General features: G+C 68.4%; 14 protein-coding genes. 4 read left to right on the forward strand and 10 right to left on the reverse strand.

The window, feature by feature from the left end; genetic code table 11:
• Nucleotides 1–23 precede the first annotated feature (23 nt).
• From qcrB to ctaE, 4 genes are all read right to left on the reverse strand, one after another.
• Entirely contained in the window at nt 24–1,664 is a 1,641-nt protein-coding gene (qcrB, locus tag OG410_RS12745; RefSeq protein WP_329299233.1) for a cytochrome bc1 complex cytochrome b subunit, read from the reverse strand.
• Complete coding sequence (gene qcrA / locus OG410_RS12750) at nt 1,661–2,737, reverse strand: cytochrome bc1 complex Rieske iron-sulfur subunit (protein WP_329299234.1); 1,077 nt, start codon at nt 2,735–2,737, stop codon at nt 1,661–1,663. The genes qcrB and qcrA overlap by 4 nt, the downstream gene beginning before the upstream one ends.
• Nucleotides 2,734–3,543 carry a cytochrome bc1 complex diheme cytochrome c subunit gene (gene qcrC / locus OG410_RS12755; RefSeq protein ID WP_329299235.1) on the reverse strand — a complete coding sequence of 270 codons (810 nt, stop codon included), beginning with the start codon at nt 3,541–3,543 and terminating at the stop codon, nt 2,734–2,736. Before qcrC ends, qcrA begins: the two co-directional genes overlap by 4 nt.
• A gap of 64 nt (nt 3,544–3,607) precedes the next feature.
• Entirely contained in the window at nt 3,608–4,228 is a 621-nt protein-coding gene (gene ctaE / locus OG410_RS12760; RefSeq protein ID WP_261706947.1) for an aa3-type cytochrome oxidase subunit III, read from the reverse strand.
• Nucleotides 4,229–4,430: 202 nt separating this feature from the next.
• Between ctaE and OG410_RS12765 the strand changes: the two genes are divergently transcribed.
• A complete protein-coding gene (locus OG410_RS12765) occupies nt 4,431–4,832 on the forward strand; it encodes a hypothetical protein (protein ID WP_329299236.1) in 402 nt (133 codons plus the stop codon).
• Nucleotides 4,833–4,860: 28 nt separating this feature from the next.
• Here the strand turns inward: OG410_RS12765 and OG410_RS12770 are convergent, their stop codons facing one another.
• From OG410_RS12770 to ctaC, 4 genes are all read right to left on the reverse strand, one after another.
• On the reverse strand, nt 4,861–6,132 hold the full coding sequence (locus tag OG410_RS12770; protein ID WP_329299237.1) for a L,D-transpeptidase: 1,272 nt from the start codon (nt 6,130–6,132) through the stop codon (nt 4,861–4,863).
• A 130-nt stretch (nt 6,133–6,262) separates the two neighbouring features.
• Nucleotides 6,263–6,661, reverse strand: a complete 399-nt coding sequence (locus OG410_RS12775; protein ID WP_329299238.1) for a cytochrome c oxidase subunit 4 — start codon at nt 6,659–6,661, stop codon at nt 6,263–6,265.
• Nucleotides 6,658–8,388, reverse strand: coding sequence for an aa3-type cytochrome oxidase subunit I (ctaD, locus tag OG410_RS12780; RefSeq protein ID WP_329299239.1), 1,731 nt, complete (start codon nt 8,386–8,388; stop codon nt 6,658–6,660). The genes OG410_RS12775 and ctaD overlap by 4 nt, the downstream gene beginning before the upstream one ends.
• Nucleotides 8,385–9,350, reverse strand: a complete 966-nt coding sequence (gene ctaC / locus OG410_RS12785; protein WP_329299240.1) for an aa3-type cytochrome oxidase subunit II — start codon at nt 9,348–9,350, stop codon at nt 8,385–8,387. The genes ctaD and ctaC overlap by 4 nt, the downstream gene beginning before the upstream one ends.
• A 298-nt stretch (nt 9,351–9,648) precedes the next feature.
• Here ctaC and OG410_RS12790 point away from each other — a divergent pair, with 298 nt between their 5' ends.
• Complete coding sequence (locus tag OG410_RS12790) at nt 9,649–11,031, forward strand: cysteine desulfurase/sulfurtransferase TusA family protein (protein WP_329299241.1); 1,383 nt, start codon at nt 9,649–9,651, stop codon at nt 11,029–11,031.
• Between the two features lie 67 nt (nt 11,032–11,098).
• On the opposite strand, the gene OG410_RS12795 is transcribed toward OG410_RS12790, so the two are convergent.
• On the reverse strand, nt 11,099–12,073 hold the full coding sequence (locus OG410_RS12795) for a carbohydrate kinase family protein (RefSeq protein WP_329299242.1): 975 nt from the start codon (nt 12,071–12,073) through the stop codon (nt 11,099–11,101).
• A gap of 132 nt (nt 12,074–12,205) precedes the next feature.
• On the opposite strand from OG410_RS12795, the gene OG410_RS12800 reads away from it, so the two are divergent.
• Both OG410_RS12800 and OG410_RS12805 read left to right on the forward strand, forming a co-directional pair.
• Nucleotides 12,206–12,427 (forward strand): hypothetical protein, encoded by a 222-nt coding sequence (locus OG410_RS12800; RefSeq protein ID WP_329299243.1) that lies wholly within the window; start codon nt 12,206–12,208, stop codon nt 12,425–12,427.
• Between the two features lie 208 nt (nt 12,428–12,635).
• Nucleotides 12,636–14,735, forward strand: coding sequence for a hypothetical protein (locus OG410_RS12805; RefSeq protein ID WP_329299244.1), 2,100 nt, complete (start codon nt 12,636–12,638; stop codon nt 14,733–14,735).
• Nucleotides 14,736–14,821: 86 nt separating this feature from the next.
• On the opposite strand, the gene OG410_RS12810 is transcribed toward OG410_RS12805, so the two are convergent.
• The gene (locus OG410_RS12810; RefSeq protein ID WP_261706957.1) at nt 14,822–15,178 is read right to left on the reverse strand and encodes an iron-sulfur cluster assembly accessory protein; all 357 of its coding nucleotides are present in this window, start codon (nt 15,176–15,178) and stop codon (nt 14,822–14,824) included.
• Between the last annotated feature and the right edge of the window lie 273 nt (nt 15,179–15,451).

Raw genomic sequence — 15,451 nt, forward strand, 5'->3', positions numbered from 1 at the left:
CAGCCGTGGCGAACAGCCGGGGATCAGTGGTGGCCGTGGCCGCTCGTGATCTCCTTGTACTCCTCGACGGTGGGCTTGGGGATCTGGCCTTCCTCCCCGTAGAAGCCCTCGCTCATCTTGGCGCGCAGCTTCTGCGCGCCCGAGACCTTGCGCTCGACACCGTTCTCGTCGACCGTCGGGCCGATCTCGGCCGGCTTGTACTGCTCGTGCGCGGTGAGCGTGTGCAGCGCGTCCTGGCTGAGCGGCTCGTGGACCTCGATGAACTCACCGTGCGGCAGGCGCTTGATGATGCCCGACTCGCGGCCGTGCAGCACCTTGTCCCGGTCCCGGCGCTGGAGGCCGAGGCAGATCCGCTTGGTGGCCATGAAGGTGAGCACCGGCACGACGAAGAACGCGATCCGCACGAACCAGGTGATCGAGTTGATCGCCAGGTGGAAGTGCGTGGCCCAGATGTCGTTGCCGCCGCCGACGAGCAGGACGAAGTACCAGCTGATCCAGGCGGCGCCGAACGCGGTCCGGGTCGGGACGTTGCGCGGGCGGTCCAGGATGTGGTGCTCGCGCTTGTCCCCGGTGACCCAGGACTCGATGAACGGGTAGACCGCGATCGCGACCAGGACCAGCGGGAAGATCACCAGCGGGATGAACACGCCCAGGACGAGCGTGTGACCCCAGAGGTTGATCTCCCAGCCCGGCATGACACGGATCAGGCCTTCGGAGAAGCCCATGTACCAGTCGGGCTGGGCGCCGGTGGACACCTGGTCCGGCCGGTACGGACCCATGGCCCAGATCGGGTTGATCGAGGCGATCGCCGCGATGACCGCGATGACACCGAAGACCAGGAAGAAGAAGCCTCCGGCCTTGGCCATGTAGACCGGCAGCAGCGGCATGCCGACGACGTTGTTGTTCGTCTTGCCGGGGCCCGCGAACTGCGTGTGCTTGTGGTAGAAGACCAGGATCAGGTGGCCCACCACGAGGCCGAGCATGATGCCCGGCAGCAGCAGCACGTGCACCGAGTAGAAGCGGGCAACGAAGTCGCCGCCCGGGAACTCGCCGCCGAACAGGAAGAACGACAGGTACGTGCCCACGATCGGCACGGACAGGACCGCGCCCTCCATGAAGCGGACACCGGTGCCGGAGAGCAGGTCGTCCGGGAGCGAGTAACCGGTGAACCCGGTGAACATGCCGAGGACGAACAGCAGGAATCCGAAGACCCAGTTGACCTCACGCGGCTTGCGGAACGCACCCGTGAAGAACACGCGCATCATGTGCACGAACATGCCCGCGAGGAAGATCAGCGCCGCCCAGTGGTGGATCTGCCGGATCAGCAGACCACCGCGCACATCGAAGGAGATGTGCATGGTCGAGTTGAACGCCTCGGACATCAGCTGGCCCTGCAGCGGGACGTAGCTGCCGTGGTACTCCACCTCGTTCATCGACGGGTGGAAGAACAGGGTCAGGTACACACCCGTGAGGATGATAATGATGAAGCTGTAGAGGCAGATCTCACCCAGCATGAACGACCAGTGGTCGGGGAAGATCTTGCGCATGTTGGACTTGGCCAGGGAGTAGATCCCCAGACGGCCGTCGGCCCAGTCGGCCACCCGCTCACCGGCGGGTGCCTTCTCGCGCGAGGAGCGCGAGTCGGAGGTGGTGGTAGTGCTCATCCGCGCTCCCAGAATGCAGGACCGACGGGCTCCTGGAAGTCGCTGAGCGCCTCGAGGTAGCCCTCAGCGTTCACGCCGATCTGCAGCTGCGGCAGGGCGTGACCCGCCGGGCCGAAGATGACCCGGGCACCGTCGGAGAGGTCGAAGGTGGACTGGTGGCACGGGCACAGCGCGTGGTGCGTCTGCTGCTCGTACAGGGAGATCGGGCAGCCGACGTGGGTGCAGATCTTCGAGTACGCCACGATGCCCTGGTAGGACCACTCGAGTTCCTGCTTGTCCTTGATGTCCTCCGGCTGGAGCCGGATGATCATCAGGGCCGCCTTGGCGATCTCCTTCTGGAAGTCCTCGTCGTGCTCCTCCAGGCCCTCGGGCTTGGCGAAGGTGAGCGAGCCGACGGCCAGGTCCGAGGGACGCAGCGGCTCGTTCGTGTTCATGTTGACGAGGAGCTTGCCCTTGGACCACAGCGTGTGGCGCAGCTTCGTGCCGGGCAGCGGGCCGAGGTCGCGCAGCAGCATGACGCCGGAGAGCGGGAACAGGGCCAGCGCGCCGAACATCGTGTTGCGGATCAGCTTGCGGCGGCCGAGCGCGGACTCCTTGGCGCCTTCCTTGAAGTCGGCCAGGACCTTGGCCTTGACCGCGGGCTCCGCCTCGATCGGGTGGCGCTCGTCGGCGATCTCCACGTCGGACATCAGGGTGCGGGCCCAGTGGACCGCGCCCGCGCCGATCGCGAACAGCGCCACACCGAGCGACATGCCCAGCGCGAAGTTCAGCGCGCTGATGTGCCCGAGCGGGAACACGTAGACCGACTTGTCGTTCGGGATCGCCACGTAGGAGGCGATGAAGCCGACGGTGGCCACCATCGACAGCACGAACAGCATGGCCACCAGACGCTCGGACCGCCTGGCGGCCCGCTCGTCGATGTCCTGGATGCGGTGCTCGTGGGGCGGCAGCCCCGGGTCCGCGAACGGATTCTGCTCGTCCGCGACGGCTACCGGACCGTGACCGTGACCGGCGTGGTCGTCGGAGGCCCGCTCAGCGGGCACGTTCTCTTCTGGAATGTCTTGGCTACTCATGACTTCTTGGCCTTTGCGGTCCGAGCGGCGACCCAGACGGCGACGGCGATCAGGGTTCCGAGACCGAAGACCCAGCCGAACAGGCCCTCGCTGACCGGCCCGAGGCCGCCCAGCTCAAGACCGCCCGGGCTCTCGGTGTCGTCACCGTTGACCGCGTCGAGGTACGCGATGATGTCCTGCTTGTTCTTCTCCGTCAGCGTGGTGTCGGGGAAGGACGGCATGTTCTGCGGGCCCGTCTGCATGGCCTCGTAGATGTGCTTCGGGTCGACACCCTCCAGGCTCGGCGCGTACTTGCCGTGCGTCAGCGCGCCGCCCTTGCCGGTGAAGTTGTGGCACTGGGCGCAGTTGGTACGGAAGAGTTCACCGCCCTTGGCGATGTCCGCGCCCTCGGGGCTGACCTGGTTCTTGGTCGGGATCACGGGGCCGGCGCCGAGCGAGGCGATGTAGGCCGCCATCTGGTCGATCTCGGCCTGCGTGTAGATCACCTTCTTGCGCGGGATCTGAGCGCCCGGCTGCTGGGCCGGCATACGGCCGGTGCCGACCTGGAAGTCGACCGCCGCGGCGCCCACACCCACCAGGCTGGGACCGTCGGAGCTGCCCTGACCGCCGGTTCCGTGGCAGCTTGCGCAGCCCACGGAGTACAGCTTCTGGCCCTCGGTGATCCCGAGGGACTGGGCGGTTTCGTCGGCCTGCGCCTTGCCCGCGGGTGCGAACGCGGCGTACAGCCCCCCGGTGGCCGCCAGCGCGAGGAGTAGGACGACGACCGCCGCCAGCGGATGGCGTCGTCGTGCGGAGAGCTTTTTCACGGATTACCCCGGTGTCAGGATCTTCTGCGTCGGTGCTTCTGGATGTTTCGGGCGGTGCGCCCGATTACTTGATCAGGTAGATCGTGGCGAAAAGGCCGATCCAGACGACATCGACGAAGTGCCAGTAGTAGGACACGACGATGGCGGCGGTCGCCTGCTCGTGAGTGAACCTCCGAGCCGCGTAGGTGCGACCGAGGACCAGCAGGAAGGCGATGAGTCCGCCCGTCACATGCAGTCCGTGGAAGCCGGTGGTCAGGTAGAACACCGAGCCGTACGGGTCGGAGGAGAGCGAGAGCCCGTCCTTCGTGACCAGTTCGGTGTACTCGAAGACCTGACCGCCGATGAAGATCGCACCCATGATGAAGGTGACGATGAACCACATCCGGAGCTTCTTCACGTCCCCGCGCTCGGCGGCGAAGACGCCGAGCTGGCAGGTCAGGGAGGAGAGCACCAGGATCGTGGTGTTCGTCGCCGAGAACGGAAGGTTCAGGCTGGACGCCATTTCCTTCCAGTGATCCGGCCCGGTCACCGATCGCAGGGTGAAGTACATCGCGAAGAGGGCCGCGAAGAACATCAGCTCGGAACTCAGCCAGATGATGGTTCCGACGCTGGTGAGGTTCGGCCGATTGACCGACGGGTGCGCGTGCCCGGTTTCTACTGTCGTTGCTGTCGCCACGACCGACATTATGTCGGTCGCTTATCCCGCCCTCACGCCGGGGGGTGCCGTTCGGGGTGTTGACCGGGTGTGTCCAGCCCGGATGGACCATCGAAGCCGTGTCCGAACCGGTGCTGACGAGGTGTCCAAGGGAGTAGCATCCGCGCATCGGGCCGGGGACGATCAGCCCGATCGCACGATGTCCGTACGACGCTGACGTCTCGGAGGAAGAATGCAGCCGACCGCCACGGTGCTGGTCTACAGCGACGACTCCAACACCCGCGCGCAGGTGCGGCTCGCCACCGGGCGCAGGCCCGCCCCGGACGTTCCCCTCGTCGAGTTCATCGAGTGCGCGACGCCGGCCGCCGTCATCAAGGAGCTCGACAAGGGCGGCATCGACGTCTGCGTGCTGGACGGTGAGGCGGTGCCGATGGGCGGCATGGGGGTGTGCCGGCAGATCAAGGACGAGATCTTCAACTGCCCGCCCGCGCTGGTGCTCATCGGACGCCCGCAGGACGCCTGGCTGGCCACCTGGAGCCGCGCCGACGCCGCGGTGACCCTGCCGGTCGACCCGGTGGAGTTCGCCGCCTCACTGGCCTCCCTGCTGCGTCGCAAGAACCTTCTGAGCGCCTGAGGAACCCGCGCCCCCAAGGGGCGCGGCCTCACACGCTCTCGGGGCGCAGTCTGGCGCGCTGGGCCGGGTTCGGGGCGTCCGGGGACCCGGCCATCAGCGCACTGCCGTCGCGCCAGTTCTTCCAGTCGAGGTTCCAGTCGCCGAACCCGTTGCCGAACGCGTCCATGGTCTTGCCGTCGGAGTTGACGACCTTGACTATGTCGCCCTCGTTGAACGTGTTGAAGAACCATTCGGCGTTCTCGGTGCTCATACCGGTGCAGCCGTGGCTGACGTTGGCGTACCCCTGGGAGCCGGTCGACCAGGGCGCGGCGTGGACGTACTCACCGCTCCAGGTCACCCGGGTGGCGTAGCGCACCTCCAGGTCGTAGGAGTCCGAACTGCCCTCGGCGATTCCGATGCTGGTACCGCGCATCCGTACGAGGGACTCCTTGCCGAGCACGACCTTGACGCCGTTGCGCGTGTCGAAGCCGGGCTTGCCCGTGGTGACGGGGATCTTCTTGATGTCCTGGCCGTTGCGGTAGACCGTCATGGAGTGGGTGGCGGCGTCGGTCAGGGCGATCAGGCGGTCGCCCGTGGTGATCTTCACAGTCTTGGCGTTGCCGCCCCACAGGCGTTCGCCGATCCTGACGCCGGCGAGGTTGCTGTGGGCCGTCAGGGTGGCGTGGGCGGGCCAGTACTCCTTGGGGCGGTAGTGCAGCGTCTTGTCGTCCACCCAGTGCCAGGTGCCGTCCACCGCGGGGACGGAGTCGACCCTGAGGGCTCGTTCGACGATCGTGCGGGCCGCCTTGTCCTTGACGGGGGCGCTGAGTTCGGCGGTTATCGGCTGTCCGACGCCGTACTTGCCCGCCTTGGGACCGAATGCGACGTTCAGCAGCTTCTTCGTCTTCGGCGTGCTGGTGTCGAAGCCGATGACCTTGCGGCCGGGGGCGCCGTCCTCGTCCTCGGTGCTCACGTGCACCGTGTAGTGGGCTCCTGCGGCGAGTGGCGAGGTGCTGTGCCAGCGGCTGCCGTCGGCGGCCAGTTCGCCCGCGACATGACGTCCTGACGCGTCCGTGGCGGTCACGTCGGTGATGCGCCCCCCGTCACTCTCGGAGGTGATTTCCAGGGGCTTGTCGGGGTCGACCTTGGTCTGCTTCTTGCTGTCCTCGGAGAGGCCCTTGAACGAGATCTGTCCCGCCGCGTCGTACGGCTTCGCCGAGAGCGGGTGGTCGTCGGAGCCGCAGGCGGCGGCGCCGGCGCCGAAGGCGACCACCAGCGCGGTGCAGCTGACGACCGTGCGGATTCGCGGTGAGTGATTCATGAGTCCACGCTATGAACGTCCGTCAAGCACGGCGCGCCGGGTGAGCCGAGCGAGGTACGGAAGTCACGGCAAACGAGGGAGCCCGGACACTCCTGACGGAGTGTCCGGGCTCTCGTGCGTATCGCGGGTGCTACTGGGTGCGGTTCTCACCGTGGTAGTACTCGAAGACCCAGCCCCACAGGCCGAGCACGATCAGCGGCGCCGAGAAGTACAGCAGCCACCAGCCGAAGACGACGCCCAGGAAGGCGAGCGCGCCACCGACGCCGAGCGAGAGCGGCTGCCAGCTGTGCGGGCTGAAGAAGCCCACTTCGCCGGCCTCGTCCGCGACGTCGGCCTCCTTGTCGTCCTGGGCCATCGCGTCGACACGCCGGGCCGTGAAGGCCAGGTAGTAGCCGATCATGATGCAGAGGCCGAAGCCCATGAAGAGGGCCGTCGAACCGGCCGGCTCCTTGGACCACACGCCGTAGACGATCCCCATGACGAGGATGAACACGGCCAGCCAGAGGAACATCTTGCCTTGGACCTTCACTTGCCGGCCTCCTTTCCACCAGGAAGGGCCGACGAACCGTGACCGGCGTTCTCGAGCTGGTCGAGAGCGGCGATCTCCGGGTGGTGCAGGTCGAAGGCCGGGGATTCACTGCGGATCCGCGGCAGGGTGAGGAAGTTGTGCCGCGGCGGCGGGCAGGAGGTCGCCCACTCGAGCGAACGGCCGTAGCCCCACGGGTCGTCGACCTCGACCTTCTTGCCGTACTTGGCCGTCTTCCACACGTTGTAGAGGAAGGGCAGGATCGACAGGCCGAGCAGGAACGAGCTGATCGTCGAGATCGTGTTCAGCGCGGTGAAGCCGTCCTGCGCGAGGTAGTCCGCGTAACGACGCGGCATGCCCTCGGCACCCAGCCAGTGCTGCACCAGGAACGTGCCGTGGAAGCCCACGAACAGCGTCCAGAAGGTGACCTTGCCGAGACGCTCGTCGAGCATCTTGCCGGTCATCTTCGGCCACCAGAAGTGGAAGCCGGAGAACATCGCGAACACCACGGTGCCGAACACCACGTAGTGGAAGTGCGCCACCACGAAGTAGGAGTCGGACACGTGGAAGTCCATCGGCGGCGAGGCCAGGATGACGCCGGTCAGACCACCGAAGGTGAAGGTGATGAGGAAGCCGACGGCCCAGAGCATCGGTGTCTCGAAGGACAGCGAGCCCTTCCACATCGTTCCGATCCAGTTGAAGAACTTCACGCCGGTCGGTACGGCGATGAGGAACGTCATGAAGGAGAAGAACGGGAGCAGAACGCCACCGGTGACGTACATGTGGTGCGCCCACACGGTCACGGACAGACCGGCGATCGCGATGGTCGCGCCGATCAGGCCCATGTAACCGAACATCGGCTTGCGCGAGAACACCGGGATGACTTCGGAGATGATGCCGAAGAACGGCAGGGCGATGATGTACACCTCTGGATGGCCGAAGAACCAGAAGAGGTGTTGCCAGAGCAAGGCTCCACCGTTTGACGCGTCGAAGACATGCGCCCCGAATTTTCGGTCCGCCTCCAGGGCGAACAGCGCCGCCGCGAGGACGGGGAAGGCCAGCAGCACCAGAACCGCGGTGAGCAGCACGTTCCACACGAAGATCGGCATACGGAACATCGTCATGCCCGGAGCGCGCATGCAGATGATCGTGGTGATGAAGTTGACCGCGCCGAGGATGGTGCCGAAGCCGGAGAAGGCCAGACCCATGATCCACATGTCGGCGCCGATGCCCGGCGAGCGGACCGCGTCCGACAGCGGGCTGTAGGCGAACCAGCCGAAGTCGGCCGCGCCCTGCGGGGTGAGGAAGCCGCCGACCGCGATCGTCGAGCCGAAGAGGTACAGCCAGTAGGCGAACATGTTCAGCCGCGGGAACGCCACGTCGGGCGCGCCGATCTGCAGCGGCATGATCCAGTTCGTGAAACCGGCGAACAGCGGCGTCGCGAACATCAGCAGCATGATCGTGCCGTGCATCGTGAACGCCTGGTTGAACTGCTCGTTCGACATGATCTGCAGTCCGGGACGCGCCAGCTCGGCGCGCATGAGCAGCGCCATGACGCCGCCGACGATGAAGAACGCGAACGACGTGACCAGATAGAGCGTGCCGATCGTCTTGTGGTCAGTGGTGGTGAGCCACTTGATCACAACACTGCCGGGCTGCTTGCGCCGCACCGGCAGCTCGTTCTCGTACGAGTCTTCGGCGGCACCCTGGGGTTCGTTGAGGATGCTCACAGGTTGTTCGTCTCCCGGTTCTTCTCGTGGCCCGTCTGCTCAATGCCGGCCGGGACGTAACCGGTCTGTCCCTTGGTCACGAGCTCCTTGAGGTGGGCCTCGTAGCGCTCGGGGGAGACGACCTTCACGTTGAAGAGCATCCGGGAGTGGTCGACGCCGCACAGCTCGGCGCACTTGCCCAGGAAGGTGCCCTCACGGTTGGGGGTCACCTGGAAGGCGTTGGTGTGCCCCGGGATGACGTCCTGCTTCATGAGGAACGGCACCACCCAGAAGGAGTGGATGACGTCGCGCGAAGTGAGGACGAAACGGACCGTCTTGCCCTTGGGGAGCCAGAGGGTCGGACCGGGGTTGCCCGTCTGCGGGTTCCGCGTGGCGGGGGTGCCGACGTCGTACACACCACCGGCGTTCGCCGGGAAGTCGTCCTTGAACCGGTCCGGAATGGCGGCCAGGTTCGGGTCGGTCTTGGCGTTCCCGGAGGAACCGGGGACGTCCTCGATGTAGTTGAAGCCCCAGCTCCACTGGAAGCCGACCACGTTGACCGTGACGTCGGGCTCCGGCTTGAGGCTGAGGAGCTTCGTCTCGTCGCGTGCCGTGAAGTAGAACAGCACGGAGACGATGATGAGCGGGACCACCGTGTACAGCGCCTCGATGGGCATGTTGTACCGGGTCTGCGGAGGAACTTCGACCTTGGTCCGGCTGCGCCGGTGGAAGATGACGCTCCACAGGATCAGGCCCCAGACCAGCACGCCCGTGGCGAGCGCGGCCGCCCACGAGCCCTGCCAGAGGGAGAGGATCCGCGGAGCCTCCTCCGTGACCGGGGTGGGCATACCAAGGCGGGGGAAGTCTTCCCAGTTGTACGAGCAACCAGTGGCTGTCGCCAGGACCAGGCCCGCAGTCATTGCCTGCAGCAGCTTCCGCCGCATCGGGCGCCGCGGCGAGCGGTCGGAGCCGTTGGGACTCACGTAGCGCCTTCCCGAGAGTCTCGCCCGCGCTGTTGGCTGCGGCCTTCTCGCTGGTCGGTCGCCGCCCTGCGTCGGGCAGGGGTTTGGATGTTTATGCGGACCAAACCCTACTGGACGCTATTTGGGGTCGCGCGGGGAGGGTGCCCAACGCGCCGCCCTACTCCCCGAAGGAGTGCTGTTTCGCCTGCAAGGCCACGTCAGGACACCTGGAATGCCCCGGTCCGGATGACTTCTGACGCCCCCTTGGAAGGCCCTGCGGCGGGCGAACGTCGCCTGTCGCGGCACTAGCGTGGGGGGCGTGTCCTACTTCGACGCCGCGTCCGCGGCCCCGCTGCACCCCGTCGCCCGGCAGGCCCTTCAGGCCTCGTTCGACGAGGGGTGGGCCGATCCCGCCCGCCTCTACCGTGAGGGCAGGAGGGCCCGGCTGCTCCTCGACGCGGCGCGCGAGGCGGCGGCCGAGGCGGTGGGCTGCCGTCCCGACGAACTGGCCTTCACCACCTCCGGCACCCGCGCCGTGCACTCGGGGATCGAGGGTGCCCTGGCGGGCCGGCGGCGCGTCGGAAACCACCTGATCGTGTCAGCCGTCGAACACTCGTCGGTCCTCCATTCGGCGGACGCCCACGAGGCGTCGGGCGGTGCGGTGACCCGCGTTCAGGTCGAGCGCACCGGAAGGGTGTCCCCTTCTTCCTATGCCGAGGCCCTGGGTCCGGGCACCGCGCTGGCCTGCCTCCAGTCCGCCAACCACGAGGTGGGCACGGAGCAACCGGTGGCGGAGGTGGCACAGATGTGCCGGGAGGCGGGGGTGCCCCTGCTGGTGGACGCGGCACAGTCGCTGGGCTGGGGGCGGGTGGAGGGCGACTGGTCCCTGTTGGCCGCAAGTGCCCATAAATGGGGCGGCCCCTCGGGTGTCGGACTCCTCGTCGTACGCAAGGGCACGCGGTTCGCGCCCCAAGGGCCCGCGGACGAGCGGGAGTCGGGGCGGGCGGCCGGCTTCGAGAACATCCCGGCGATCGTCGCCGCGGCGGCCTCGCTGCGTGCCGTCCACGCGGAGGCGGCGGCGGAGGCGGTACGGCTGCGGGAACTGACGGGGCGGATCCGGGCGCGGGTGCCCGTGCTGGTGCCGGACGTCGAGGTGGTCGGCGACGCGGTCCGCCGGCTCCCGGGGATCGTCACCTTCTCCTGTCTCTATGTCGACGGAGAGACTCTGCTGCACGAACTGGACCGCGCGGGCTTCTCGGTCTCCTCGGGCTCGTCCTGCACGAGCAGCACCCTGACCCCCAGCCATGTCCTGAAGGCCATGGGTGTCCTGAGCGAGGGCAATGTGCGGGTGTCGCTGCCGCCCGGCGCCGACGAGGAGGACGTCGACCGCTTCCTGTCGGTGCTCCCGGGCGTGGTCTCGGGGGTCCGCGAGAAGCTGGGGGCGCCGGCCGCGGTGTCGAAGGTCCCCGCGTCCGTCGACGCGCTGGTGGTCGACGCACTGGGCAGGCGCTGCCCGATCCCCGTCATCGAGCTGGCCAAGGTCATCGGGGACGTGCCGGTCGGCGGCACGGTCCGGGTCCTGTCCGACGACGAGGCGGCCCGCCTCGACATCCCCGCGTGGTGCGAGATGCGAGGCCAGGAGTATGTGGGGGAGGAGCCGGCGGATCACGGCTCGGCCTACGTCGTCCGCCGGCTGTCGTAGAACAGTCCCGCGCCCCGGGCCGGACCGGCCTCCTCGTCGGAACGCGGGCCGGGCCCGGTCCACGGGTCTAGGACAGGTGCGCCTGGACCTCGGTGGCGGCGTCGTCGCCGTACGCCTTGGTGAAGCGGTCCATGAAGTGGGCCCGGCTCAGCTGGTACTCCTGGGTGCCGACCGTCTCGATGACCAGGGTGGCGAGCATGCAGCCGACCTGGGCGGCGCGCTCCAGGCCGACGCCCCAGGCGAGACCGGAGAGGAAGCCGGCGCGGAACGCGTCACCGACGCCCGTCGGGTCCGCCTTGAGCTCCTCCTCGGGGCAGCCGACCTCGATCGGGTCGTGGCCGACGCGCTCGATGCGGACACCGCGCGAGCCGAGGGTGGTCACCCGGTGGCCGACCTTGGAGAGGATCTCCTCGTCGCTCCAGCCCGTCTTGGACTCGATGAGCCCCTTCTCGTACTCGTTCGAGAAGAGGAACGTCGCCCCGTCCAGCAGGACCCGGATCTCGTCGCCGTTCATGCGCGCGATCTGCTGCGAGAAGTCGGCGGCGAACGGGATCGCGCGCGAGCGGCACTCCTCGGTGTGGCGGAGCATCCCCTCGGGGTCGTCCGCTCCGATCAGGACGAGGTCGAGTCCGCCGACGCGGTCCGCGACGGCCTTGAGCTCGATGAGGCGGGCCTCGCTCATCGCGCCCGTGTAGAAGGAGCCGATCTGGTTGTGGTCGGCGTCCGTGGTGCACACGAAGCGCGCGGTGTGGAGCACCTCGGAGATCCGGACGGAGTGGGTGTCGACGCCGTGCCGGTCCAGCCAGGCGCGGTACTCGTCGAAGTCGGAGCCGGCCGCTCCGACCAGGATCGGACGGGTACCGAGCTGGCCCATGCCGAACGCGATGTTCGCGCCGACGCCGCCGCGGCGGACATCGAGGTTGTCGACCAGGAAGGAGAGGGAGACCGTGTGCAGCTGGTCGGCGACCAGCTGGTCGGCGAAACGGCCGGGAAAGGTCATGAGGTGGTCGGTGGCGATGGAGCCGGTGACTGCGATACGCACGGCTAGGACACGCTCCTGCGAGGGGAGGGGATTGACACTTAACGCTACCGGGTCCGCACACGGCCCTGAAGGGCCAAAACTACCCGATAGTAGATCTTTCTTCGTGACGGCAACGGTGCATACGGTTCCGGTATGACGAACCTCAAGCTCCATGGGACCGCTCCGCTCGGCCCGGTCGGCGACCTGGAAGGCGGTCTGGCCTCGCTGCGCGGCGACTGCGCCCGGATGGCCGGTCACTGGTCGGCCCCCGCACCTGTCCCTCCGCTCCATGTCTCCCCCTCCCTCATCCACGGGGTGACCGTTCCGCCCGCCTCGGCACGGCTGCTGGACGCGATGTCCGACTACGGCGACTGACCGGCGGCGTCCGGGCGGCGCCGCCGGACGGGTGAGAGTCCGGCGGCGCCGACCGGGTGAAGAAGGGGTGCGCTCGCAGGGAACCGTGCGCTCCCCCGCTGCGTCCCATCGCTGTCCCCCGTAAAAGGGATGCGCCGTACGACCCTGGAGTGCCCGTCATCGACAGGGCCGGGTCGTGGGACAGCAGTGGAGCCGAAGGAGCGATGCGGTGAGCACCGAGCGACCCGACAACGACGCGACCGATCCCGTCAGGGGTCACGCCGAGGGTCCCGTCGAGGGCGCGGCCGAGGACGCCGTCGCGGGTCCTCCGGAGGGCGCCGTCACGGATCCCGCCGAGGACGCCGCCGCGGATCCCGCCGAGCAGCGGGCCGAGAATGCCGCCGAGAGCCACACCGAGGGGCACACCGAGGACCAGGCCGAGGGTTCGGCCGAAGACCGGGCCGAGGACCTTGCCGAGAGTTTCGCCGAGAGCCAGGCCGAGGGTTCCGCCGAGAACGCGGCCGAGGACGCAGCCGAGGGTCCCGCCGAGGACGCGGCCGACGGGACGGTGGATAGCGCCGCCGCATCGGCCGGCCCCGGCACACCCGGCACCGTCGCGGGTTCCGGCCAGGAGACCGACGAAGGTTCCGGCGAGGGTTCCGCCGAATCCCCCGCGGGTGCCGTTGCGAGTGCCGACACGGGTGCCGACGTGGGCGCCTCGCGGAGCGACGCCGACGACGACGGCGGCACTGATGGCGAGGACTCCCGCGCCGAGCACCCCGACGTGTCCGTCGCGGGTCCCGTCCCGGGTCCCTTCGCGGACGACGAGGTCGGCAGGGCTCGCCGGCGCCACACCCCGATGGCCATCGCCTCGGTCGTAGCCGCCGTGCTGCTCGTCGGGGGCGGCGGCGCGTACGTCGCGGCGACGGCGTCCGGCGGCAGCAGTTCCAGTACCCCCGCCGCCGACGGCACTCCCCCGCGCCTGGCCCTCGACGGCTACGCCGCGGCGACCACCGGCAACGGGTCCACGGGCGGTACCGCCGGCATCGCGCCCGGCGAGCCCAACCCCTACGGCACGACCTACCGCGCGAGCGGCACACTCCCCGCGGGACCCGGCTCGGCGCACGTACGGTGGGCCGAGGGCACGGTGACCCGGGCCGAGGTGGCCCGGCTCGCGAAGGCCCTGGGGCTGGCGGGCACACCCCGGCTCGCCGGGGACGCCTGGACGGTCGGCACGGCCGCGGACGGCACCGAACCCAATCTGCGGGTGACCGCGGACGCACCGGGGACCTGGACCTTCAGCTCCTCCCTTCCGGGAGGCGACAACTGCGCCAAGGTCACGGTGTGCGCGGCCGTGGGCTCCGGCTCCACGTCCGATTCCGCTTCCGCGCCGGGTCCGGTGAGCGAGGCGGCGGCCGAGAAGGCTGCCGCGCCCGTGCTGAAGGCGGTGGGCCAGGACGACGCGAAGCTCGACGCGAGCCAGCTCATGAACCGGGTACGGGTCGTGAACGCCGACCCGGTCGTGGGCGGACTGCCCACGTACGGGTGGACGACCGGCCTGCGGATCGGCCCGGACGGTCATGTCGTCGGCGGCAGCGGCCAGTTGAAGACACCGGTGGAGGGAGACGCGTACCCGGTCATCGGCGCGAAGAAGACGCTGGACCTGATGAACGGGTCAGCGTCGGCGACGGACCGCCGGCGCATGGGCATCGGCGGCTGTGCCAGCCCCGTACCGCTGAAGGACCAGGACGAGACGCCGTGCGAGCACCCCTCCCCCGCGCCGAAGGCGGAGGCGGTGACCGTCGAGAAGGCCACCTTCGGACTGGCGGCGCAGCGCGCGAACGGGCGGCAGGTACTGGTGCCGTCCTGGCTGTTCGAGGTGCGGTCGCCGGGCGCGCAGGACACGTACACCGTGACGCATCCGGCGGTCGAGCCGGCGTTCCTGGCCTCACCGGAGTCGCCGGCGCCGCCGAGCGCGGATCCGACGCAGCCTCCGGAGCAGCCGTCCTCACCGGCGGCCACACGTGACGTCGGTGTCCAGGGCTACACGGCCGACGGCAGGGACCTGACGGTCGACTTCACCGGCGGAGTGTGCGCCGACTACACGGTGTCGGCGAGCGAGAGTTCCGGCAAGGTCACCGTCACCGTGACGGAGAAGCCCTGGAAGAACAAGGTCTGCATCCTGATCGCCAAGGTCTACGAGAAAACGGTGCGCCTGGACGAGCCGCTCGGCGGCCGGGAGGTCGTGGGGAGCGACGGCAAGGCGGTCCACCACGGACGCTTCGCCATCCCCGAGCCCTCCGGAGCGGCATCGGCCGGGCCCCGGTAGCGGTCGGCCGGTCCTGGACACGCGAAGGGCGGCGTCCCCCTCACAGGGGGCGCCGCCCTTCGTCCGTACCGGCTTGTGCTCGGGGACTAGCTGAAGGAGTCGCCGCAGGCGCAGGAGCCCGTCGCGTTCGGGTTGTCGATCGTGAAGCCCTGCTTCTCGATGGTGTCCACGAAGTCGATCGAGGCGCCGCCCAGGTACGGGGCGCTCATGCGGTCGGTGACGACCTTCACACCGTCGAAGTCCTTGAGGACATCGCCGTCGAGCGAGCGCTCGTCGAAGAAGAGCTGGTACCGCAGGCCGGAGCAGCCGCCGGGCTGAACGGCTACGCGCAGCGCCAGGTCCTCGCGGCCTTCCTGGTCGAGCAGGGCCTTGACCTTGGCAGCGGCGGCGTCGGACAGGATGATGCCGTCGCTCACGGTGGTGGTCTCGTCCGATACGGACATCTGCTTCTCTCCCGGGTTGTACGGAGACTGCTTGCCGACGGTTAAAACCGGCGGGGCCGCGGATTCATTCCGGGCCGAGCTCATGTCTTCTGCCTTCTCTCTTCATGCTCGCACATGCTCCCGCGCACGAACACCGGCCTGTGGACAACCCCACGGACACCCGGGGGTCACCCGCCGAAGAGGCGACCGGGATTCACGTCACATGGACGCTATGGCCATCGTCAACGTGACGTGAAGCGGTTATGATAGATAGCGTCAAATAGACGAAAAGGC

The sequence above is a fragment of the Streptomyces sp. NBC_00659 genome (assembly GCF_036226925.1).
Classification (GTDB): domain Bacteria; phylum Actinomycetota; class Actinomycetes; order Streptomycetales; family Streptomycetaceae; genus Streptomyces.